The sequence below is a fragment of the Pseudomonas aeruginosa genome (assembly GCF_001457615.1).
Lineage (GTDB): Bacteria > Pseudomonadota > Gammaproteobacteria > Pseudomonadales > Pseudomonadaceae > Pseudomonas > Pseudomonas aeruginosa.
On record NZ_LN831024.1, the window covers coordinates 3,644,158 to 3,663,272 of the forward strand.

Consider the following 19,115-nt stretch of genomic DNA (forward strand, 5'->3'; position numbering starts at 1 on the left):
GCCGCGGGCGAACGGCAGCGTCTCAGCCCTCGGCCCGGAGCCAACGCCCGGGCCGGGGGCGGCGCCTGGTTCCCTCAACCGGCGTCCCCTTCCTCCTCGCCGCTCCGCGCCACGCTCTCCGTCAATGCGGCCTGCAACGCCGCCAACTGGCTGTCGAGCGAAGCGTCGATGATCCCGATCTCGGTTTCCAGGATGCAACCGCCCTGGTCCAGCCGGGCATCGCCGACCACTTCCAGGTAGCCCACCTCGGGGAAATCCTTGAGCACCCGGGCGACCTGCTCGCGCACCGCGGCCAGTTGTTCCGGCTGGACGTGCAGGATCACCTGCTTCTGGTTGCTCACCAATGCCAGTGCCTCGCGCGTGGCCGCCAGGGTCAGCTCGACAGCGTCGTAGTGGCGCAACACCTTGCGCACCGCCTGCAGCACCACCTCGCCAAGCTGGCGATCGACCTGCCGGTAGTAGCGATTGCAGCGCAGTAGCGTTTCCTGGATCAGCCCGGCCTGGCGCAGACGCGCCTCCTCCAGTCCGGCCTCCCAGCCCAGGCGCTTCTGCTCCTGGTAAACCTCGTGGGCCTCGCGCTCGATTTCGGCGGCACGCTCGCGGGCCGCTTCCACCAGGCGGTTGGCGCTGAGGTAGTCCTGGTAGTCGCGGGCGCGCAACAGGGCCTGCCCGGGGGCCAGCCGTACGCGACTGGCGTCTAGTTCAACAAATGGAAGCATTCATCGCTCGCTTGTCGGGCGACCTTCAGGCACAGGGTCCGCGCCAGGGATCGCCGTTGTTCGTCGAAGGTCCAGTCCGCCGGGGCCGGCATGGCCTCCAGGCGCAGGCGCAGGCGCCGCGAGAAACCGCAGTCGGCATCGCTACAGGCGGCCAGCCAGAAAGCCAGGCCGCAGCGCCGGAAATAGCCTTCTTCCGGGTTTTCCGGCAAGGCCCGCTGCCAGCCGGGCGGCCAGCGACCGATGAGCAGGTCGAGCTGCTCCAGGCAGAAACGCTGGCCCTGTTCGCCGATCTGCGCGCGTATGCGCCGTACCCGCGCACCGTCCAGCACCTGCCGCAAGGCCTGGCCGTGCAGCAGCGCGCCGAGCCAGCCCAGGGTCCGTTCCAGCGCCGCCTGCGGGTAAAGGGCCAGCCCGCCCAGTTGCGCGGGCATGCGGAACGCGCAGTCCAATTCCAGTTGCTCCAGCAGCCAGGCGTTGAGAACGCTCTGTCGCCGCCAGTCCGGCAGCGCCGGCAGCAACCGCAGCAATACCGCGGGCAGGTGCGACTCGTGGATGTAGCGGGCCGGGCAGAAGCGCAACTGGTAGGCCGTCAATGGCATCGCGCCGCTCAGCCCCGTTGCCGGTGCCAGAAGAACTGCGCCAGGTTGCTCGCCAGCAGCAACGCCAGCAGCAGGCCGAACAGGCCGAGCAGGCGTCCGCGCGAGTGCTCCGCCACCTGGATCGAGAAGACACTCTCGAAGCGTGGCGCCAGCGGGACCTGGCGGACCCCGGCCGACGGCACCAGCACCACGCTGATGCGGTCGTAGCTGAGTCCTTCGATGCCGTTGTTCACCAGTTGCTTGATCTGCGGCACGTAGGCATCCAGTTGCACGTCGGCGGCGTGCTTGATGAACACCGAGGCCGATGCCGGCGAGGACTTCCTGCCCAGTCCGTCGCGCTCCTCTGGCAGCACCACATGGACCCGCGCCACCAGCACGCCATCGATCTCGGAAAGGGTATGGGAAATCTCCTGGGCCTTGGCGTAGTTGAGCCGCGCGCGCTCTTCGATGGGCGAGGAAATCAGCCCGTCCTTGGGAAACACATCCTTCAGCGTGGAGAAGTTCTCCCGCGGATAGCCCTTGCGCTTGAGCACCTCCACCGCCTCGGCGATATCCGATTCCTCCACCAGCAGGCGCACGGTGCCATCCTTGTCCGCCTGCTTGTCCGCGGAAACGCCCTCCGAACGCAACAGCGCCAGCATCTCGTTACCTTCCTTCTGGCTGATCCCGGTATAGAGTTCGACCTTGCACCCGCCCAACGCCAGGACCAGCGCCAGGAGCGCCATGCGCGACAGACCTTTCACCGTTCGCCTCATTGGGTCTTCATCAGGGTTTCGACGTTCTGGCTCATGCGCCCGACGGTCTTGGCGATCAGCTCTTCCTGCATGGTGATGCGCATCAGCGACCACTGCATCTGCATCAGGCTGTTGGGATCGTCGCCGGGCGTCGACAGCTCCACCTGCAACTCCTGCTTGGCCTGGCTGAAACGCTCCCTGATCTGCCCCAGTTCGCTGAGCAGGTCGCCGCCCAGGCTGCCGGCACCGCCCATCGCCCGTTCGAACTCGGCGACGTGGGCCGCGCCGGCCGGGCCGCCGGAGAGTTCTTCGAGACTGGTGATCTGCGCCTGGGCGCCCATCCGAGAGATATCCATCATGACTCCAGGTCGAGTTTGTGGCTGTTGCGCACGAGGTTGTCGAGCATGCCGTTGAGCGGGATCAGCACCTGCAATTCGCGACGCGCCAGTTGCGCCAGGTATTCGCCGCCCGGCGCATGCTCGACTGCACCGAGCAACTGGAGGAGAAAGGTTTGCTGCTGGCGTCCCAGCGGCAGTTCCGCACGGAGCATCGCCTTCAGCTCCAGGCGGTCCGCCTCCAACCCTTGCAGCGGCTGGGCAAAGCGCTGCAGCAGGCGCTCGCCGAGAGCGCCGTTCTCCAACCCGGCCAGGCGGCGTCCGGCCGCCTGCGGCTCGCCGCCGAGGGCCTGCTCGAAAGCCAGCACCTGATCGACAGCCGGCAGGTTCGCCGCCTTTGGACTGGCCGACGGATAGACGGCGAATCCCGGCGGCGTGTCGATGCGGCTCATGTCCGCACCTGGGCGCGCATGCCGGCGGCGAAGTCGGCCAGGGCAGGATCGCTGCTGCCGCCCAGCCCGGCCAGCCTGCGGTCCAGCGCGGCGCCCAGCCCCAGGTGCCACTCGCACAAGGCGAACCAGGGCTCCAGCGCCGGCCAGGGATTGCCATGGGCGAAGGCCAGGGCTTCCTGATAGCGCCCCTGGTTGGCCAGGCTGGAAATCCGGATCAGCCGCGCCGCTTCGTCCTGTCCGAGGCGCTCCAGCCACTCGGCGATGCACAGCGCCTCTTCGTGGCAGTGCTGCCCGCTGCCGGCCAGCGCCAGTTCCGCCAATTCGCGTATCAGTGAAGTGTCCATGTTCAGATCTTCTGCAGGATGCCTTGCATCAGGTCGCGCAGCGCACGGGTCACCGTCGAGTTGATGTTGTAGATGACCGACCACTTGTTGATCTTGTGTTGCAGCTCGGCCAGCAGCGCCGGGTTGTCGGCATTGTCGGTCCCCTGCAAGGCCTTGATCGCGTCGTTGACGTCCTTGTTCGCTGCGTTGGCCTGCTCCTTCAGGGCATTGGCCACGGTATCGAGGGTATTCCCCGGGTTGGGGTTGAATATCTGCGCCATGCTTAGTCCTCTGTGAGCTGCGAAAGAATGCCGAGACCGCCTTCGAGGGCCCGGGCCTGCTGTTGCAGGAACTGGAAGTGCTCCGGGCAGGCGCCTCTGGCCAGTTCCCGGCGACACTCCGCCAGCGCCGCCTGCAGACGCTGCCGGAGCGCTGCGGCATGCGTGCCGTCAGCGACCGACAGTCGCGTTTCCAAGGCTGTCATCATGGAGCACCTCCCCTTTGAGATTGATGATGAAACGCTGCTTGCCGCGGGCCACCAGGATCGACTCCGGCTCGATGGCGAGGATTCGCACACCGCGGGATGTCGAGGCGCCCACCGGGTATTTCTGGCCGTCGCCGAGCACTACATAGGGCACCCGCCCCAGCGACACCGAGCGAATCGTGAACTCCAGTTCGTCGCCGCTGGCGCGCTTGCCGCGACTGAGCAGCACCAGGCTCGGGCGGTTGCCGAATTCCTGCTGGAACTCGCGCTGCAGGCGGTAGAAGGCGCTGAGCTGGACCTCGTCGAGCGTGCCGCTCAACTCGATGCGCTCGCCGCGCTCGCGGAAACTCAGTTGCCGGTCGAGGCCGGCGTCCGCCAGCAGGCGCTCGAGGCGGCGTAGGTGCGAGCCGGCCACCCGGACCTGGTTTTCCACCCCGAGCAGGCCCGGCACCTCGGACTCCAGCAATGCGTCGATCCGCGCCCAGCGTTCGTCCTGTTCCGCCAGTTCGCCGTTGAGCCGGACCCAGCCAGGCTTGTCCGCGTTGCTGCTGAGGATCTGCCGATAGCCGAATTTCTGCAGGATGAAATCCACGCCCTGGCGAATGTCTTCCATGCTCCGTGCTTCCAGTCGGTAGTCCACGCCGCTGCCATCGAGGTAGCGCTGTAGCGCCAGGCGCCGGGCGTTGTCCTCCAGGTAGCCGCCGAGCAGGAGACTGTCGCCCTGGCGCTGCACATCCACCTCGCTCATGCCCTGCTCGCGCAGGTAGGCGCGCACCTTCGCCAGGGGCTCCTCGCCGGCCATGCCGTGCTGGCGGGCCGACCAGGGTTCGACGAGCATGCCCAGCAGACACAGCGCCAGCGCCAGGCTGACGCCGAGCAGCCAGGCCCCGCCGGCACGGGCGGACGACTTGCGGCGCACTGGCGCGGTCTGCACCTCGGCTTCGGGGAAACGCTCGGGAAAACTCCGCTGCGGGTCGCAGAATGCCCAGCGCAGCGGGCCGCAGGTCTGCCCGGCAAGCGCCTGCAGGATCGCTCCGGCGACTTGCGCCTGGCCGTCCTGGCGAGGCTCGCAGCCCTCCGCCCATTCCAGCAGGCGCACGCCCTGGGCATCGACCTCGAGCACCAGGTGGACTGCCGCGATGCCCTCGTCGAGCAACACCAGGTCGGCCTGCAACGGATCGCTGCCAAGCGCCACCCGGCCCTCTCCGAGCGAGACTTCGGCGCCCTGGTTCAGCCCGCTGTAGAAGCGGATCTTCCAGGCCATGCTAATTCCCGCGCTCCGCGCCGACGCACCAGGCGCCGTCCTTGGGACAGGCGCCGTCGGTCACCCGCCAGCCCTCCTGCGCACCCATCCGGCAGGGCGTGAGGAACGAACCCTGGCCGGCCTGGCGCAAGCGCTCCTGTTCGCCCCTGGCCGGCGCCAGCGCCTGGCAGCGGGCGCTACCGAGCAGCTTGCGCAACGACAGGCTCTGGTTCGACAACTCGTCGATTTCAAGCAGGCCGCCGCGCAGGTCGCGACGGTTGTTCAGCGCCAGGTAATGGCCGACGCCATCGTCGATCAGCCGCGGCTCGATGAGGAACAGCCGCACCGAGCGGCGCACGGTGTCCGCGGTAGTGCGGAACAGCGCGCCGAGATAGGGAATGTCGCCGAGCCAGGGTACCTTGCGCTGGCTCTGGCTCAGTTCGTCGCGGTAGATGCCGCCGATCAGCAGGCTCTGGCCATGGCCCACGCGGGCGATGGTATCGATCACCGTGCGGTTGATCGTGGGGATCTTGTCCAGGCCGGCGCTATTGGGTTTCTGGCTGCCGTCCTCGATGTGCAGGCTGAGGCTGATCTCCGGCGTATCGCCGAGAGTCACCACTCGCGGCGTCATTTTCAGCATGGTGCCGTAGGTGATCGCCTTCAGCTCGGCCACCCGCTCGCCCGTGACCCGCACATAGTAGGTTTCGCTCTGGTCGAGCACCGCCTGGGTATTCTCCTGGGTCAGCAGGGTCGGCCGGGATCCGATCTGCGCCTGTCCCTGGCTCTGCAACAGGGTGACCTTGGCCAGCAGGAAATCCAGCCCGCGACTGTCCACCAGGCTGCCGACCGCCCCGTTACCGGCGCCGCCGCCCTCCTCGCTATCCTGGCCGGTGGTGCGGATCTGGATCGACTTGTTGTTGCCCAGGCGAATCCCGGCGCTCCAGTCGACGCCCAGCTGGGCGAGGTTCTCGGCATTGATGTCGATGATCGACAAGCCGACCTCGATCCGCGCCGAGGGCCGGTCGAGGGCTTCGATCAGGCGGCGATACATGGGCAACCGGTCCTTGTGGTCGCGCACCACCACCGCGTTCAGCGACGGTTCCGCCTGGACCACCGCATGGCTCGATTGCGGTCCCGGGCGCAGCTTGCCCGGCTCGTCGCCCACCGCAACCACGTTGGCATCGCTGAGCACCCGCGAGAGGATGCTGGCGATGCCCGGCGCCTCGATCTCGTCGTCGCGGTACTCGATCTTGCGGTCCTCGGCGACCGCATAGCGCAGCGGGAAGATCTCCACGCTGAGGTCGCCGGTCTTTTCGCTGCGCAGGGTGTATTGCTGCTCCAGCACCTGGGCGGTCTGCTCGACCAGTTCGAGATAGCGCCCCGGACCGGACACGTGCACCAGCCGCCCGGAAGGGTCGGCACGCCAGCCGAAGCGCGGCTCCCAGATGCCGGCGGCGGTCAGCGCGCGCTTCAGCTCGGCCTCGCCGACCTGCTCCAGCCTCACCAGCCGCGATTGCATCTCGGTGGTCTTGAATACGTACAGCACGGTGCCGTCGTAGTACCAGCCGAGGTTGTAGAGGGAGGCCATCAACTGCAGGAAGGCCTGCGGGCTTTCCAGGTCGAAGCGACCGCTGACCTGGTCGTTGACCTTGTCGCTGACGATCACCGAGGCATCGTAGTTGGCGCCGAAGTTGGCCAGCACGTCGCGCAGGCTTTCGCCCTGCGCCACATAGTCGTAAGGCAGGCTGGGCCAGTCCAGCGGCTGCGCGCGCAAGACCGCGCCAGGCAGCAGCGCCAGCAGTCCGCCGATCAGCAGGCGGCGCATCAGGGACGCCACACCGGAGCCTGCGGCGGCAACCCGCGGGGCAGCGGCTCCAGCTCCGGCGCCAGCGCCTCGAGCAGCCCCACCTGGGCGGCCAGGGCCCGTTCGAGTCGCTCGGGATCGAGGCCGTCGAGGCCCAGCCGCGCCTGCAACAGCAGGCGCCCGTCCGCGTCCAGGACGATGGCCTGGGGATAGCGCCGGCTCCAACTGGCGACCCGCGACAACAGCGCCCGCAGCAACCCCAGCTGGTCGCGCTGCGGGTCCAGGGGGGCGTGCTCCAGCGGGCTTTCCAGCAGCAGGTCGTCGCCCTGGCGCAGCAACAGGACGCTCTGTCCGTCGATGCGCAGGTGGTACGAACCCGTCCGATCGGCAACAAAGGGCCCTTGGCCCAGGCGAGTGGCCAATCCGCTCAACAGATGATCCATGATTCCTCGGTAGGGCCGGCTTTCGCCGGCCGCTCAGCTCTGCCAGTAGAAGTGATCCTGTGCCTGGCACAGGTTGCGTTCGTGCAGCCAGGCCTGGACGGCGTCCGCCGCGCCGACGTCGTCGTCCAGCCGGCAGAGAGGTTGCCAGAGGCATTCGAGGACCTCGGGGATCGGCTCGAAGCCGGCCAGCCCGCCGCTGGCGAGCAGCGTCGCCATGCCCCGCTGCCAGTTCGGCCAGGCGCTCTTCGCCAGTGCCGAAGCCGTCTCCAGCTTGCCGGCCAGTTCGGCCACCTGTTCCTGGGTGCGCGCCTGGCACTTGGCGACCCTGGCCAGTTCCTCGCGGGCCTGCTCCGGCTCCAGCTCGGCCACGCGGGACCAGAATTCGGACTTGACTCGCAGTTGCCGGGACTGGGTCTCCAGCTCCACCAGCGACAGGCGCCAGCCGGGGATCGCCTGGTCGAGCAGGCTTTCCCACCAGCCATAGACCGGCAGCAGGACCCAATCGATCATCGACTGCGGCACGGCGAGGTTGACCCGGTCGCCCAGTTCGGCGCACCAGCCGTCGTCGTCCTGCGCCGCGCAGAGGAGAATCTGCCGCACCTCTTCGCGCCCCAGCGCCAGGCCGCGCGCCAGGCGCTGCTGCAACCACTCGCAGCGGAACAGTTGCTCCAGCCGCAGGCGCGGCAGCATCCGCTGCAGCAACGCCAGTTGCCGCGCACTGATGATTCCGGACTCACGATACAAACTGCTCGATGCGTAACCCGGCACCCGACCCCGCGAGCGGGCGTCCGAGCCCACCACGGATACCCGCCTGCCAGCGAACACCGCTTCTCGGGAGTATTGCTTATCGTCTTCCTGCTCCATTCTCTGCCTTGGCTTCCTCACTACATTGCGCGCTCGTCAGAGCCTGCAATTTGGGCCGATTCTACTCATGCAGCCGCTACCGGGCTTTCAAAAAACGTCAGTTATTTTTAGCCCGGCATTCGTCCTTCCCCTGCCGCGAGCGGCTCGGTGTGCAGCCGAAACGGCGGCGATAGCTCTGGGTGAAATAGGACTGACTGGAAAAGCCCGCCTCCATGGCGATGTCGACGATGCTCATGTCGCTGTTGAGCAGCAACTGATGGGCATAGAGGATTCTCCGCTCGCTGATCCAGGCGCGCGGCGAAACCCCATAGACACTGCCGAACAGCTCCTTGAAGGTGGTCAGCCCCATGCCGAACTCGCGGGAGAAGTCGGACAGCTTCCACTCGTTGAGGTAGTGCTTCTCCATGAATAGCTGCAGACGCTCGACATGCCGGTTGCTCAGTTGCCGCAGGACCGACATCAGCAGCGGCCCCTGCGGACTGAACGCGAAGAGCATCAGCAACTCCTCGATCTTCAGGCAGGCGAGCATCGGCGGATGCTCATGCACAAGCAATTCCTTCAACCCCTTGACGCAACCGGCCAGCAGAGGCGTGGCAGCGAACGCGATGATGCCCGGCACGGGCTCGTCGCAACGCTCGACTTCACTCAACAGCGCGCCGAAGCGCTGGACGAAGCCTTGTAGAAACTGGGCAGATAATGGAATCCAGAGTATTCGGCTGTCCTTTCCCTTGGTACTTACGACATAGCTTCCGCGGCGGACGAAAAGCAACTCGCCAGGCGCCAGGCAAAAAGTGGAATCGATGTCCTGGACGGTCAGTTCGCCCTCGAGCAGAACATATACGCCCTCTTCCTTGTTTACCCTGTATTCGAAAGTTGGAATGTTCCAATGACAAGACGTTATCTGCTTTCGGCCAAGAGATTTGGCTCCTTGCATATTATAAGAACCCCAACACTTCCCGTCGTACCTTGAATGCCCCGCCGAGCGGAGAGGCATGAATACGCTCCGTTTTATTGATTTTCAAAGCCATGAGCACGGAGTCGATTTTATAATAATCAGGATTATCCGACGTGCGCTGATTCGCAGAGCGAGTCGGCTTCCGCCAATTAATCCAGCCTTCTTTAGAAGCGGAACAAAAGTACCAGTTTTATTATTCGAGGCCTTCCCTGAAAACGAACGAGACTTGCACTTCTTTAATCTCCATACGCACTTTCCGAAACAGCAGGCAATGTATCAATCGTTGCCAGATCTTTCTTCCGGGCGAGCGGCCGTACAATTCGGAAAACAGTCGCGCCGAACCAGCCGGACCCGCTCATCGACGCCCGCCGCCACCTGTTGCCAGGCACTCGCCTGGACCGCCGCGACGCCCACCCAGGAAAGCTCGGTACGCAGGTACAATGCCTCGCCCTCCAACCTGTCGACCTCCAGATCGAAGGCATAGCGCAACGGCAACCCGGACACCCGGTAGCGCCGCTCGGCAATCGTTTGCATCCTTCCCTGAACGACGGCATACAGGCGCAGCCTGAGTTGCGCCTGGCGCGCCTGCAGGGAAACGCCGCCCACCGAACCGCCCACCGTCACCTTCGGCGACATCGGCGCGGGCTGGCTGACGCAACCGCCGAGCAGCAACGCCAGCGGCAACAGCATCCAGCACCTCACCTGCGCCGGACCGTGCGCGCCTCCAGCGGCGTGCCGTCACCGTCGGCGAGACGCTGCAAGGCCTGCTCACTACGCGGATCGCCAGCCACGTTGCGCGCCAGCCAGCGCGCCAGCCCGGCCACGCTGGAACGGTCCTCGCCGCGAACGGCCGCGCGGGTCACCGAACGCCCCTCGAAATGCCCCACCGCCTCGGCTCCAGCGTCTTGGGACGGCTGCACCGGCGAAATCGATTCGATTTTCATGGGGCCGCTCAAACCCTCATGCCGACCGCAGCGACCGCCTCGCGATCACTGTCGCACGGCAGCAGGCGCTGCCAGAACTCGGCGTGATCGAGCAGGTTGGCCAGGGTCGCCTCGAAGCATTCGAGGGTCAGTTGCGCTGCGAGAATCTGCGCATACAACTGGACCTTGCCGGTCAGCTCGTCGAAGCCGAAATGCAGATCGAAACGGTGCCAATGGCGGTTGAAGCTGGCGAGCTGGCGAAAGATCCCCTCGCCCAGCACATCGATGCCCACCACATCGGCCTCCAGCAACAGACGCTCGCGCTCGGCGAGCAGCAACAGGGTGACGCCCACCTGTTCGTCGAACAGCAGGCTCGCCATGCCCTCCTCGTCGAGGGACAGGGAAGGCAAACCGATACGGCCTGCGAACTCGGCAAGCAGTCGGTTGACCTTGCTCGTTAAATCCATGGGGGCGCCTCCTAAAGCTCAGCGCATGCTAGCACCGGGCTATGCATCGCTTTTGTCACTGAGAGACTTTTCTTTTAAGAAAAAAGCCACATCGCTGTGGCCTTTTCCTCCCGCGCGGAGACGGCTCAGACCACTCCGGCCGCCGCACGCCAGGCCTGGTTATGGCTCTGGGTGTACTGCTGGATGAGCTGCAGGACGTCCTTCATGAAGCCGGCATCGAAGCTCATCTGGTCCTCGACCTTCTGCTTCTGGCTCTGCCCGATGGTGGCGTTGACCTCTCCTTCCCGGGCGCTCGCCTGCGATTCGCCCTGGCGCACCTGGACCGAGGCGTTGGCCATCTGGACGAAGGACTGGATCACCGTGTTGGCCACCTGCAGGGCGCCGTTGCGGCTCTCGAAGGCACGGCCCGCCGCACGCAACGCCACACTGTCCTGCACCTGGTCCGCCGCCCAGACCTTGCCGACGATCTTGCGATCCTCGTCGGAGGTCTTGCCAAGCGCCTGCATCTTCGCGTCGATCAGTTCGTTGCGCCCATCGATGTTCTTCTGCAGGGTCTTCTCCTGACTGATGGCCTTGCCGTTCTTCAACGCGCCGAGGCTGCCGACCACCGCCGAGGCCAATGCGCCGACGCCAGCGATCACCGCCATGGCGATCATCAGCGTGGCGCCGCTGCGCATCTCGTCCACCTGCGCCTTCTGCGCGTGGATGATCGACTGGTTCTCGTTGTCGCGCTGGAGCACGCCCAGCTCGCGCGCTTTCTGCGCGATGCGGAAGAGAATCAGCAGAAGCTCGACGCTGCTGTCCAGCTCGCTGCCGGCCGCTTCCATGCGCACCGGGTCGAGCACCTGGCGCGGAGCGTTCAGTTCGACCCGGTCGGCCCGCGCGGCCGGCACCTGCGGCAGGTCCGCAGCCGCTTGCGGCGTGCCGACGGAACGCCCGGCGGCGCCGGGAGCGATCGGCTCGGAGGGGATCGCGGCCTGGGTAGCCGCCAGGGAATATTGCGTGTCGATCATGTGACGTCTCCTCAGATCGCTGCCGGTCGGCTGGACAGGTTGTGCAGGGTTTCACCCTTGGCCTGGAGCATGGCGAAGATCCGCTCCATGATTTCCTGGAATGCTTCCAGCATGCGGCTCAGCTCTTCCTTCAGGCGCTCGATCACGCCCTGCAGGGTGGTCAGGTCGGCACGCGATTCCTGCACGTCGGCCTGGCGGTTCGCGGCCTTCGCCTGGAATCTCGAATGAGTGGCCTGGGCCGCGCCGTTGGCGACGTCCAGGGTCAGGTCGGAAACCTGCACGCCGAGTTTCAGCGAGTGCGACAGCGATTGGCCGGCCAAACTGCCGAACTTGCCGCCCAGGTCGGCGACCTTGCTCGCCAGGCTGGCGGTCATCTCGGCCGCCTTGCCGCCGATCTTCGCGCCCAGCCTGGCCAGCCCGCCGACCGCTGAGCCGCCGAAGCTGACCACCGCCGCCAGCAGCGCGACGGCGATCTCGATACCCATCAGTGCCGGGCCGAGCTTTTCCATCACTTCCTTGCTGATCAATCCGTCCGCGGCTGCCTGCTGTACCGACTGGGAGACCACTCCCATGACACCGCCCGCGATCATCAGTGCACCCGCGGCCGCGCCGACGCCGGTTGCCACCATGATTGCGCCGACGATGATCGAAGCTATTGCACTGATCCAACCAAAGATTTTGGCTGCCAGACCGGACTTCTGGGCTTCTTTCGCGGCTTCTTCCGATTCCCTGATCTTCTGCTGGTTGTCCTCCATCTTCTGCAGGTTCTGCTTTCGCGCCTGCTCGATTTCGGTCAGCTTGAGTTTCTTCTGCTGGTTCTCGACTTCGCCGGTGATTTTCGCCAGCTCGATCTCGAACGCCTGCGGCGACATCAGGCCGGCGGACAACAGCGTCGAAGCGCCGGCCAGCACAACCTGCCGCGCCAGTCCGACATCCTCGCCCACTGCTTGCACCAGGCTGGCGATCTCCGCACGATTGGCGACCTCCAGGCGCTGCTGGCTGGCTGCGGACGGCGGCGTCAGCGCCACCCCCGTGCCGCTCGCGGAAGCCGCGGCCGGCGCCGCCAGGCGCTCCACCCGCAGACTCTCGACATCCCTCGCGACCGGCCTGCCGAGCGCCGGGATATCCCCGGCGTCGGCCACCCCGTAGGGCAGTCCGGCGCGTTCAAGCGTTATCGGATTCATATGCTCGATCCTTTCTCGCGGTTACGGCTTCCAACATGGCGCCGGCACGCGCGGCCAGGGCCTCGTGCGCCGGCTGTGCCGCGGCCAGGGCCCGGGCCGAGTAGAAGCCACTCTCGGCTCCGTCGAGATCACCCAGTTGCAGGTGGCACTCGGCGGCATGGAAGGGAAAGCGCGGCTCGTTGATGTCCATCAGCGCGCCGTAGCTGTAGCTCTGCAGGGCCTGCTCATAGAGACCGAGGGACTGGCGGCAGGCGCCCAGACCGAGAAAGTAGCGGGCGTCGTAGTGGTCGAGCATGCACAGTGCCTGGAAGATCTTCTGCGCGTCGTCCCACTTGCCCGCCTGGTACTGGTTGAAGCCCAGCGCATAGAGCTGCTCCAGGGTGTCCTCGCTGAGTCCGCGAAGCATCGCCAGGGTGCCGCCGTCGCGCAGGAAGGCCTCCAGCGCCTGTTGCTGGTCGGTGTCGGAAGGGGTCGCTTGCTGGTTCATGGATACCTCTAGATCGCGCTGAGAATGTCGCGCAGGACGCTGTCGTATTTCTGGATGAAGCGGTTGAGCGCCTCGACCGCCGAGTTGTAGCGGGAGCTGGTGTCGTTGAGCAGGGTGGTCTTCTCGTTGACCTTGTCGTTCAGCGGACGCGAGCGGTCGCTCACCGTGGTGGCGAAATTGCCGACCGGGTTGTTGTCCTTCTCGAAGGGGTACTCATCGCTGAGGCCCTTGAGCTCCCCGCTCTGCTTCGGCGAGCCGCTGAGAAAATCCTTGATCGACAGCTTGCCGCTGAAGGTATCCAGATTGCTCAGCAGCGCATACTCGGGGCTGTCCTTCCACCTGGGATCGCCGACGGCATAGCCATAGAGCGTGGGGTCGACCAGATCGATACCGCCAGCGTCGATCCTGATGCCCTGCTTGGCCGACAGCGCGGCGTTGATCTGCGACTGGATCACGCTGTAGACCTTCAACTCCGCGGTCAGCGCCTTGAGCTCGTCGAGCAGCGCCTTGCGCTTTCCGTCCTGGGTCTGCAGGACATCCTTGTAGACACCGATGACATCCTCGTCGAGACGCCCGTGCAGGCTGAAATAGGCCGACACCAGGAACTCGCGCAGATCCCACTGCGCACCGGGCTGCCGACGTGCCTGCAGGACTTCGCGGAGTACCTCGAGGCCCTGCCCCGGAGGCGCGGACGGATTGGCCGCGAGCAACCAGGCGAGCGCCTTGAGCACTTGCGCCTCGCTCAGCGGCTGGCCGGCGTGGGCCAGCACGATCCGCTCGCTGCGCAACAGGGCCAGCAGTTCCTCCTGCTCGGCACTGGCAGGCGCCGCCGACGCGGCCAGGAGCTCGTCCAGGAACAGCTCGCGAGCGGCATTAAGGTTTCTGACTTCCATCGTGATTCCTCAGATCAACAAGCCACGCATCGGCGTCGGACGCCGCGGCCGGGTACCCTGCTCGCCCTGCGTCGGCTGGGAACTGCGCATGCGCCGCAGTTCGGCCAGCAGCTCCTCTTCGGCGGCTCGCGCCAGCTCTCGCTCCGGCGCCTGGAACAGCAGCTCGCCGGCGTCCGCGGCAAGCCCCAGGCCTTGCCACATTTCCGCCAGCAGGCGGCCGCGTTCCTCGCTGTCGCGAATCGCCAGTTCGGCGGCCTGGACGGTCGCCCGCAGGGTGTCTTCGGTGTATTCGTTCATGTCGTCCATGGTAGGGATCGACGTTGCCGGAGCCTGTCAGGCACGGTCGGGTTTTTGTCGTTTTCGCAGGCTTCGCTGCGTCACCACCCGCCCGGCCTCCAGCTCGAACCAGCCGTCGGCGGGCTCGGCGGCGCCGGTCCAGCGGCGATAGAAGCGCGCCATGCGCTCGCCAGGCAGTGGGCTGCCGGCCAGCGCCAGGACCTTGCCGTAGAGACGCTGGCGCGGCCCCAGCGTATCGAGCGTGGCCTCCGCCAGCAGGTACAGCGCGGCGAATGGATTGGCCAATCCGCTGCGCGCCTGCCGCCGACGCAACATCACGATCCAGACCCGCTCGCCGTCGCAGCGCCAGGCCAGTTCGCAGCCATGGGCCAGGACCTGCCAGCCGAGCGCGATCGAGGTGTCGCGCAGGCAATGCGGACGCACCGCCAGGCCGCGGGCGAGAAACCAGGGAATCAGCGGATCGGCGCTCACAACACGATCCTGCCAAGCGGCTGGATGTTGATCTGCTGGGTCAGCTCCTGGTAGGACAGCACCGGCAGCCCGGCATAGTCGCTCTCCACCAGCTTGCGCACGTAGCGGCGGATATCCATGGAAACGATCAGCACCGGCCGGTTCTGCATCTGCGCGAGATCGCCGACGGTCTGCCGCACGCGCTCGAGGAAGGCCTGGGTTATCGCCGGGTCGAGGGCCAGGTAGCTGCCGGCGCTGGTCTGGCGGATGCCACCGCGGATCTGTTCCTCCACCGCCTGGTCCAGCAGATAGGCGGGAAGGATATTGTTGCCGCTGGAGTACTTGTAGCAGATGTAGCGCTTGAGGCTGCTGCGGATGTACTCGGTGAGCTGCACCACGTCCTTCTCCTTCTGCCCCCACTCCACCATCGCCTCGAGGATCGCCCGCATGTTGCGGATCGAGATGTCCTCGCCGACCAGGCGCTGGAGAATCTCGGTCATCCGCTGCAGGGGAACGATCCGCTGCGCCTCCTTCACCAGCTCGCCGTAACCCTGCTCCATCTGCTCCAGCAGGTAGCGCGTCTCCTGGATGCCGATGAAATCCTCGGCGTACTCCCGCAGCACATGGGACAGGTGCCAGGTGAGCACCTGCTCCAGGCCCAGGCAGGCACAGCCGGAACGCTCCAGGCGATCCTGATGCGCCTGCTCCACCCAGCTCGCCTCTTCTCCCGGCACCTGCAGCTCTGCCGGCTCGTGGGGGACCGCGAGCAGTTCCAGCTGCGCGGCGCGTTCGCGCACCAGCAACCAGCCCGGCCGCAGGCATCCGCGCGCGACCGGGACCTCCTGTAGCTGCACCAGGTATTCGCCATCGCCCATCGCTTCATTGAAGCGCAAGTGGATACCCGGGAACGGCACGCCGAAATCCAGGTACAGCGCGCGTCGTACCCGCACCAGCTCCTCGTTCAGCGACATCGCCTCGAGACGTTCCTGGAGGCTGGCATCGACGTCGATCAGCAACGGCACGGTGAGGGCGAATTCTTCCTGCTCGGCGAGACGCCCGGCCTTCGGCTTGCCGCCGCCAGCCTTGCCACGCGCCTTGGCCGATGGCGCTCCGGCGCCCTGCGCGAGCAGCGCCGGCAGGTCGCGGGAACCGGCGCTGGCCTGGGCCCGCTGGCGCCAGAGCATGAAGTAGCCGCCGCCGCCGACCAGCAGCGCGAGAGCCAGGAAGGTCAGGGTCGGGAAACCGGGAATCAGGCCGAACAGCACCAGCAACAGGCCGCCGATCAGCAGCGCCTTGGGCTGCGCCACCACCTGTTCGCCGATGTCGCTGCCGAGGTCCGCCGATTCGTCGGAAGACACCCGGGTGACGATGATCCCGGCGGTGATGGCGATCAGCAACGCCGGCACCTGCGAGACCATGCCATCGCCGACGGTCAGCACCGCGTACAGTTGCAGCGCGTCGGCGGTGCTCAGGCCCTTCTGCGTGACGCCGATGGCGATGCCGCCGAGGATGTTGACGACGATGATGATCAGCCCGGCGATGGCGTCGCCCTTGACGAACTTCATCGCGCCGTCCATGGAGCCGAACATCTGGCTTTCCTTTTCGATCACCGCGCGCCGCGCCCGCGCCTCGTTGACATCGATCACGCCGGCACGCATGTCGCCGTCGATGCTCATCTGCTTGCCTGGCATGGCATCCAGGGAAAAGCGCGCGCTGACCTCGGCGACCCGCTCGGCACCCTTGGTGATCACCAGGAACTGCACGATGGTGATGATCAGGAAGATGATGATGCCCACCACCAGATTGCCGCCGACCACGAAGCTGCCGAAGGTGTTGACGATCTGCCCCGCGTCGGCCTGCAGCAGGATCATCCGCGTGGTGCTCACCGACAGCGCCAGGCGGAACAGCGTGGTGATCAGCAGCACCGCCGGGAACACCGAGAACTGCAACGGCGAGCCGATGTACACCGACATCATCAGCAGGACCACGGAGATGGTGATGTTGACGGCGATGAGGATGTCCAGCAGCAGCGGTGGCAGCGGCAGCACCATCATGAACACCACCGCCAGCAGCAACACCACCAGCAGGATGTCCTTGCGCTCGCCGACCCGGCCGAGAAGCCCGCTCAGGTCGTTCATTCCCGCGCCTCCAGCTCCAGCGCCCGGGCGTGCGCGGCACGCGCCGCGTCGAGACGCCCGGCGAGCTGTTCGGCACGGCTCAGGCAACGCCACAGACCGGGCTCCTCCTCGCCATCCTCCTGCAACTGCCGGCACAGGCGCACGGCGGGCTCGCCGAGGCCTTGCTGGAGCAACGCCAGGAGCAAGGCGCGGCGCCCGTCGCGGCGCTCCGGCGCAACGCTCAGCAAGGCCTCCAGCAACACCTGGGCGCGTCGCGGCTGGCCGCATTGCAGGTGCAGCCAGCCCAGCATCAGCAACAGGCGCTGTTGCGTCGGTTTCAACGTCATCGATTCATACCTTGTGCAACAGGTTCAGGGCCATTTGCAGCAGTCGCTCGTCTTCATCGCGCTCGCCGAGCAGGCAGGCCGCGGCCTGCAGGGCCGGCTGGCGGGGCAGCGTGAGGGCCAGACGGAGATCGCGCAGCGCCTGGCGGAAGTCGCCGGGGCGCAGCAGGCCGTGCAACTCCAGCTGGGGCCGGGCGTAGTCGAACAGGCGCTGTTGCGCCTGCTGCGCGGGATACAGGCTGGCGACGTGGGTCTCCACCGGCCGGCCGTCGGGCGCCAGCAGATGGCGCTCCGGCAGGGGCGGCGCGAACGGCTCGGCATGCGCCAGGTCGAGTCGTTCGATGCCGATGTGCCAGGCACCGACCCGGCTCATGCGGCGAGCACTTCGCTGCGCGCCGAGCGCAGCGCCTGCAAGGCCTGGTGCAGCGTCGGCATGCCGACCTGCCGGGCTTCCAGGGTGATGCACAGCAGCAGGCGCGATTCGCCGCTCCAGGCGCAACGCAGCGGCAGGCTCCCGGCCGCGCGCGCATGGCACAGGCGCAACGCCCGCAGGGTGCCGCGATAGGCCTGGTGCCAGGCCAGGTCACAGGCCAGCCAGAGCGACAACTGTTCGCCATGGCGTTCCAGCTGCAAGGTGCCGCTGTCCTCGAAATCCAGTTGCACCACGCGCGCCAGCGGCGCCGGTACGCTCACCCGCAGGTCCTGGCAGAACTGCGCGACGGCCAGCTCAACCCAGTCCATGCTGCTGCTCCTCTTCGCGCTCGATCGCCAGGTCGAGTGCCATCTGGCAGGCATTCAAAAGATTCTGGCGCTGCTCGTCGTCGCCGAACACTTCGACCGGCAACAGGCGGTAGAGACGCTTCAGTTCGCGGAAGAAATGGATCTGCCGGGCGACGTCGGCCAGCGGCAACGGCTCGAGCAACGCCTGCACCTCGGCGACGCCGACCCAGCGCTTCTCGAGCAAGGCGATGACTGCGCCGGTCAATTCAGAAGGCCCGTATGCCATGGCCCCGCTCCCCCGTCACCAGCACCTGCCAGAGCGCCCCCACCTGCTCCGCCAGGCCGCCGAGCACGCGCAGCTTGTGCATGTCGCTCATGACCCGCTCCAGCTTCACCGGATCGAGCCGGCTCGACTGACTGTCCAGGTCGGCGCTCAGGGCTTTCTGCAGGAAGGCCACGACCCGCTCCAGCGGCGTCGCGGCGAAGCGCGCCTGGATGTCCTGCCAGGCCGCCGACAGGCCCCGGTAGTCGAGTACTGCGTCACGGTAGGTATCGCGCAGCGCCTGGATATCGCCGACACCGGCGGCGGAAGCCTCGGCGGCCAGCGGCTCGATGCGCAGGCCGAGTTCGATCTCCAGGCCCTGCTCGTCGGCCATCCGCAGCAACGCCTGGTCGACCAGCGCCAGCATCGCCCGCGCCTCCGGCCGCCCGGCCAGGACGTCGCGCGCCCGCGACAGCGCCAGGAAGCGCTGGCTGATCTCGCTGGAGAAGCCCTCCAGGTAAGCGCTGAGCTGCGCCAGGCTGCTCAGTTGACCGCTGCCCAGGTGGGCGATCAGCGCCTCGAGCTTCTGCTGGCTTTCCAGGTCCGGAATGCGCTTCCAGTACTCCTGCAGCATGGCCTGGACTTCGCTCAGGCGCGCATGGGCGTCGCTCAGGCGGCGCTTGGCCAGGGATTTCTCGGCGCGCTCGGAAAAGGCGAAGGTCAGCTCTTCCGCGGCATCGGCCAGCGACTGCGAAACGGAGACGTAGTGGACGCGCTCGCCCTGGAAGCTGCCGCCGGCCTGCTGCGCGGGGGCGTTGGCCGCTTCCCGCGGCGCGAGGGGCGCGGCGGAGGAACTCTGGAGGATGTCCATCGTGGCTGTGGTTCCTGGTCTGCAAAGGCGGCGCAGTATAGGAACCGGTCCAGTGCCGCCGATGCCAATATCGGCCGGTTTTTTTTAGCCGCGGCGGCAACCGATTTCTAAAAACTCCCGGCTGGCACTGAA

General features: G+C 66.5%; 28 protein-coding genes. All 28 read right to left on the reverse strand.

Annotated features, from left to right (window positions below; translation table 11 throughout):
• Nucleotides 1-74 precede the first annotated feature (74 nt).
• Nucleotides 75-719: a SctL family type III secretion system stator protein PscL gene (gene pscL / locus AT700_RS16560; RefSeq protein ID WP_003120328.1), complete on the reverse strand. Its 645-nt coding sequence runs from the start codon at nucleotides 717-719 to the stop codon at nucleotides 75-77.
• Nucleotides 698-1,318 carry a SctK family type III secretion system sorting platform protein PscK gene (gene pscK / locus AT700_RS16565; RefSeq protein ID WP_003100720.1) on the reverse strand — a complete coding sequence of 207 codons (621 nt, stop codon included), beginning with the start codon at nucleotides 1,316-1,318 and terminating at the stop codon, nucleotides 698-700. Before pscK ends, pscL begins: the two co-directional genes overlap by 22 nt.
• Before the next feature lie 8 nt (nucleotides 1,319-1,326).
• Nucleotides 1,327-2,073: a SctJ family type III secretion inner membrane ring lipoprotein Psc gene (pscJ, locus tag AT700_RS16570; protein ID WP_003120329.1), complete on the reverse strand. Its 747-nt coding sequence runs from the start codon at nucleotides 2,071-2,073 to the stop codon at nucleotides 1,327-1,329.
• Nucleotides 2,070-2,408: a SctI family type III secretion system inner rod subunit PscI gene (gene pscI, locus AT700_RS16575; protein ID WP_003120330.1), complete on the reverse strand. Its 339-nt coding sequence runs from the start codon at nucleotides 2,406-2,408 to the stop codon at nucleotides 2,070-2,072. The genes pscJ and pscI overlap by 4 nt, the downstream gene beginning before the upstream one ends.
• Nucleotides 2,408-2,839, reverse strand: a complete 432-nt coding sequence (gene pscH, locus AT700_RS16580) for a YopR family T3SS polymerization control protein PscH (RefSeq protein WP_003124832.1) — start codon at nucleotides 2,837-2,839, stop codon at nucleotides 2,408-2,410. Before pscH ends, pscI begins: the two co-directional genes overlap by 1 nt.
• Nucleotides 2,836-3,183, reverse strand: a complete 348-nt coding sequence (pscG, locus tag AT700_RS16585) for a YscG family type III secretion system chaperone PscG (RefSeq protein WP_003100735.1) — start codon at nucleotides 3,181-3,183, stop codon at nucleotides 2,836-2,838. Before pscG ends, pscH begins: the two co-directional genes overlap by 4 nt.
• A gap of 2 nt (nucleotides 3,184-3,185) precedes the next feature.
• Nucleotides 3,186-3,443, reverse strand: coding sequence for a type III secretion system needle filament protein PscF (gene pscF / locus AT700_RS16590; RefSeq protein ID WP_003087729.1), 258 nt, complete (start codon nucleotides 3,441-3,443; stop codon nucleotides 3,186-3,188).
• Nucleotides 3,444-3,445: 2 nt separating this feature from the next.
• Nucleotides 3,446-3,649: a YscE family type III secretion system co-chaperone PscE gene (gene pscE / locus AT700_RS16595; protein ID WP_003115377.1), complete on the reverse strand. Its 204-nt coding sequence runs from the start codon at nucleotides 3,647-3,649 to the stop codon at nucleotides 3,446-3,448.
• Nucleotides 3,612-4,910 carry a SctD family type III secretion system inner membrane ring subunit PscD gene (gene pscD / locus AT700_RS16600; RefSeq protein ID WP_003113552.1) on the reverse strand — a complete coding sequence of 433 codons (1,299 nt, stop codon included), beginning with the start codon at nucleotides 4,908-4,910 and terminating at the stop codon, nucleotides 3,612-3,614. The genes pscE and pscD overlap by 38 nt, the downstream gene beginning before the upstream one ends.
• A 1-nt stretch (nucleotide 4,911) precedes the next feature.
• Nucleotides 4,912-6,714: a SctC family type III secretion system outer membrane ring subunit PscC gene (gene pscC, locus AT700_RS16605; protein WP_004366298.1), complete on the reverse strand. Its 1,803-nt coding sequence runs from the start codon at nucleotides 6,712-6,714 to the stop codon at nucleotides 4,912-4,914.
• Nucleotides 6,714-7,136, reverse strand: a complete 423-nt coding sequence (gene pscB, locus AT700_RS16610; RefSeq protein ID WP_003100754.1) for a YscB family type III secretion system chaperone PscB — start codon at nucleotides 7,134-7,136, stop codon at nucleotides 6,714-6,716. Before pscB ends, pscC begins: the two co-directional genes overlap by 1 nt.
• 33 nt (nucleotides 7,137-7,169) lie before the next feature.
• Complete coding sequence (gene exsD / locus AT700_RS16615; RefSeq protein ID WP_003124833.1) at nucleotides 7,170-8,000, reverse strand: T3SS regulon anti-activator ExsD; 831 nt, start codon at nucleotides 7,998-8,000, stop codon at nucleotides 7,170-7,172.
• Between the two features lie 97 nt (nucleotides 8,001-8,097).
• Nucleotides 8,098-8,934, reverse strand: a complete 837-nt coding sequence (gene exsA, locus AT700_RS16620) for a T3SS regulon transcriptional activator ExsA (RefSeq protein WP_003120334.1) — start codon at nucleotides 8,932-8,934, stop codon at nucleotides 8,098-8,100.
• Nucleotides 8,935-9,231: 297 nt separating this feature from the next.
• Complete coding sequence (gene exsB / locus AT700_RS16625; protein ID WP_003100765.1) at nucleotides 9,232-9,645, reverse strand: YscW family type III secretion system pilotin ExsB; 414 nt, start codon at nucleotides 9,643-9,645, stop codon at nucleotides 9,232-9,234.
• Nucleotides 9,646-9,653: 8 nt separating this feature from the next.
• A complete protein-coding gene (exsE, locus tag AT700_RS16630; RefSeq protein ID WP_003100766.1) occupies nucleotides 9,654-9,899 on the reverse strand; it encodes a T3SS regulon translocated regulator ExsE in 246 nt (81 codons plus the stop codon).
• A gap of 8 nt (nucleotides 9,900-9,907) precedes the next feature.
• Nucleotides 9,908-10,345 (reverse strand): type III secretion system regulatory chaperone ExsC, encoded by a 438-nt coding sequence (exsC, locus tag AT700_RS16635; RefSeq protein WP_009876222.1) that lies wholly within the window; start codon nucleotides 10,343-10,345, stop codon nucleotides 9,908-9,910.
• Nucleotides 10,346-10,470: 125 nt separating this feature from the next.
• The gene (gene popD, locus AT700_RS16640) at nucleotides 10,471-11,358 is read right to left on the reverse strand and encodes a type III secretion system translocon subunit PopD (RefSeq protein WP_003113550.1); all 888 of its coding nucleotides are present in this window, start codon (nucleotides 11,356-11,358) and stop codon (nucleotides 10,471-10,473) included.
• Between the two features lie 11 nt (nucleotides 11,359-11,369).
• Nucleotides 11,370-12,542: a type III secretion system translocon subunit PopB gene (gene popB, locus AT700_RS16645; protein ID WP_048521147.1), complete on the reverse strand. Its 1,173-nt coding sequence runs from the start codon at nucleotides 12,540-12,542 to the stop codon at nucleotides 11,370-11,372.
• A complete protein-coding gene (gene pcrH, locus AT700_RS16650; protein ID WP_003100779.1) occupies nucleotides 12,523-13,029 on the reverse strand; it encodes a SycD/LcrH family type III secretion system chaperone PcrH in 507 nt (168 codons plus the stop codon). The genes popB and pcrH overlap by 20 nt, the downstream gene beginning before the upstream one ends.
• Before the next feature lie 8 nt (nucleotides 13,030-13,037).
• Complete coding sequence (pcrV, locus tag AT700_RS16655; RefSeq protein WP_003100789.1) at nucleotides 13,038-13,922, reverse strand: type III secretion system needle tip protein PcrV; 885 nt, start codon at nucleotides 13,920-13,922, stop codon at nucleotides 13,038-13,040.
• Between the two features lie 9 nt (nucleotides 13,923-13,931).
• Nucleotides 13,932-14,228: an LcrG family type III secretion system chaperone PcrG gene (gene pcrG / locus AT700_RS16660; protein WP_003120339.1), complete on the reverse strand. Its 297-nt coding sequence runs from the start codon at nucleotides 14,226-14,228 to the stop codon at nucleotides 13,932-13,934.
• A gap of 27 nt (nucleotides 14,229-14,255) precedes the next feature.
• The gene (pcrR, locus tag AT700_RS16665; RefSeq protein ID WP_003100791.1) at nucleotides 14,256-14,690 is read right to left on the reverse strand and encodes an LcrR family type III secretion system chaperone PcrR; all 435 of its coding nucleotides are present in this window, start codon (nucleotides 14,688-14,690) and stop codon (nucleotides 14,256-14,258) included.
• Nucleotides 14,687-16,807 carry a SctV family type III secretion system export apparatus subunit PcrD gene (gene pcrD, locus AT700_RS16670; RefSeq protein WP_003100792.1) on the reverse strand — a complete coding sequence of 707 codons (2,121 nt, stop codon included), beginning with the start codon at nucleotides 16,805-16,807 and terminating at the stop codon, nucleotides 14,687-14,689. The genes pcrR and pcrD overlap by 4 nt, the downstream gene beginning before the upstream one ends.
• On the reverse strand, nucleotides 16,804-17,133 hold the full coding sequence (gene pscY / locus AT700_RS16675) for a type III secretion system chaperone PscY (protein ID WP_003113547.1): 330 nt from the start codon (nucleotides 17,131-17,133) through the stop codon (nucleotides 16,804-16,806). Before pscY ends, pcrD begins: the two co-directional genes overlap by 4 nt.
• A gap of 4 nt (nucleotides 17,134-17,137) precedes the next feature.
• Nucleotides 17,138-17,503, reverse strand: a complete 366-nt coding sequence (gene pscX / locus AT700_RS16680; RefSeq protein ID WP_023105414.1) for a type III secretion system protein PscX — start codon at nucleotides 17,501-17,503, stop codon at nucleotides 17,138-17,140.
• Complete coding sequence (gene sycN / locus AT700_RS16685; RefSeq protein WP_003113546.1) at nucleotides 17,500-17,871, reverse strand: type III secretion chaperone SycN; 372 nt, start codon at nucleotides 17,869-17,871, stop codon at nucleotides 17,500-17,502. Before sycN ends, pscX begins: the two co-directional genes overlap by 4 nt.
• Complete coding sequence (pcr1, locus tag AT700_RS16690) at nucleotides 17,858-18,136, reverse strand: Acr1 family type III secretion system gatekeeper subunit Pcr1 (protein WP_003087693.1); 279 nt, start codon at nucleotides 18,134-18,136, stop codon at nucleotides 17,858-17,860. Before pcr1 ends, sycN begins: the two co-directional genes overlap by 14 nt.
• On the reverse strand, nucleotides 18,117-18,983 hold the full coding sequence (gene popN, locus AT700_RS16695) for a SctW family type III secretion system gatekeeper subunit PopN (RefSeq protein ID WP_003087692.1): 867 nt from the start codon (nucleotides 18,981-18,983) through the stop codon (nucleotides 18,117-18,119). Before popN ends, pcr1 begins: the two co-directional genes overlap by 20 nt.
• Between the last annotated feature and the right edge of the window lie 132 nt (nucleotides 18,984-19,115).

Bases quoted from the DNA above. Each gene is read 5' to 3' on its own strand.
- pcrH (WP_003100779.1), bottom strand. From the start codon at position 13,029: ATGAACCAGCAAGCGACCCCTTCCGACACCGACCAGCAACAGGCGCTG.
- exsD (WP_003124833.1), bottom strand. From the start codon at position 8,000: ATGGAGCAGGAAGACGATAAGCAATACTCCCGAGAAGCGGTGTTCGCT.
- pcrG (WP_003120339.1), bottom strand. From the start codon at position 14,228: ATGGACGACATGAACGAATACACCGAAGACACCCTGCGGGCGACCGTC.
- exsE (WP_003100766.1), bottom strand. From the start codon at position 9,899: ATGAAAATCGAATCGATTTCGCCGGTGCAGCCGTCCCAAGACGCTGGA.
- pscI (WP_003120330.1), bottom strand. From the start codon at position 2,408: ATGGATATCTCTCGGATGGGCGCCCAGGCGCAGATCACCAGTCTCGAA.
- pscY (WP_003113547.1), bottom strand. From the start codon at position 17,133: ATGACGTTGAAACCGACGCAACAGCGCCTGTTGCTGATGCTGGGCTGG.
- pscJ (WP_003120329.1), bottom strand. From the start codon at position 2,073: ATGAGGCGAACGGTGAAAGGTCTGTCGCGCATGGCGCTCCTGGCGCTG.
- pcr1 (WP_003087693.1), bottom strand. From the start codon at position 18,136: ATGGCATACGGGCCTTCTGAATTGACCGGCGCAGTCATCGCCTTGCTC.
- exsC (WP_009876222.1), bottom strand. From the start codon at position 10,345: ATGGATTTAACGAGCAAGGTCAACCGACTGCTTGCCGAGTTCGCAGGC.
- pscX (WP_023105414.1), bottom strand. From the start codon at position 17,503: ATGAGCCGGGTCGGTGCCTGGCACATCGGCATCGAACGACTCGACCTG.
- pscE (WP_003115377.1), bottom strand. From the start codon at position 3,649: ATGATGACAGCCTTGGAAACGCGACTGTCGGTCGCTGACGGCACGCAT.
- pcrD (WP_003100792.1), bottom strand. From the start codon at position 16,807: ATGAACGACCTGAGCGGGCTTCTCGGCCGGGTCGGCGAGCGCAAGGAC.
- popB (WP_048521147.1), bottom strand. From the start codon at position 12,542: ATGAATCCGATAACGCTTGAACGCGCCGGACTGCCCTACGGGGTGGCC.
- exsA (WP_003120334.1), bottom strand. From the start codon at position 8,934: ATGCAAGGAGCCAAATCTCTTGGCCGAAAGCAGATAACGTCTTGTCAT.
- exsB (WP_003100765.1), bottom strand. From the start codon at position 9,645: ATGCTGTTGCCGCTGGCGTTGCTGCTCGGCGGTTGCGTCAGCCAGCCC.
- pscG (WP_003100735.1), bottom strand. From the start codon at position 3,183: ATGGACACTTCACTGATACGCGAATTGGCGGAACTGGCGCTGGCCGGC.
- popD (WP_003113550.1), bottom strand. From the start codon at position 11,358: ATGATCGACACGCAATATTCCCTGGCGGCTACCCAGGCCGCGATCCCC.
- pcrV (WP_003100789.1), bottom strand. From the start codon at position 13,922: ATGGAAGTCAGAAACCTTAATGCCGCTCGCGAGCTGTTCCTGGACGAG.
- popN (WP_003087692.1), bottom strand. From the start codon at position 18,983: ATGGACATCCTCCAGAGTTCCTCCGCCGCGCCCCTCGCGCCGCGGGAA.
- pscC (WP_004366298.1), bottom strand. From the start codon at position 6,714: ATGCGCCGCCTGCTGATCGGCGGACTGCTGGCGCTGCTGCCTGGCGCG.
- pscB (WP_003100754.1), bottom strand. From the start codon at position 7,136: ATGGATCATCTGTTGAGCGGATTGGCCACTCGCCTGGGCCAAGGGCCC.
- pscH (WP_003124832.1), bottom strand. From the start codon at position 2,839: ATGAGCCGCATCGACACGCCGCCGGGATTCGCCGTCTATCCGTCGGCC.
- pscD (WP_003113552.1), bottom strand. From the start codon at position 4,910: ATGGCCTGGAAGATCCGCTTCTACAGCGGGCTGAACCAGGGCGCCGAA.
- pscF (WP_003087729.1), bottom strand. From the start codon at position 3,443: ATGGCGCAGATATTCAACCCCAACCCGGGGAATACCCTCGATACCGTG.
- pscK (WP_003100720.1), bottom strand. From the start codon at position 1,318: ATGCCATTGACGGCCTACCAGTTGCGCTTCTGCCCGGCCCGCTACATC.
- sycN (WP_003113546.1), bottom strand. From the start codon at position 17,871: ATGGACTGGGTTGAGCTGGCCGTCGCGCAGTTCTGCCAGGACCTGCGG.
- pscL (WP_003120328.1), bottom strand. From the start codon at position 719: ATGCTTCCATTTGTTGAACTAGACGCCAGTCGCGTACGGCTGGCCCCC.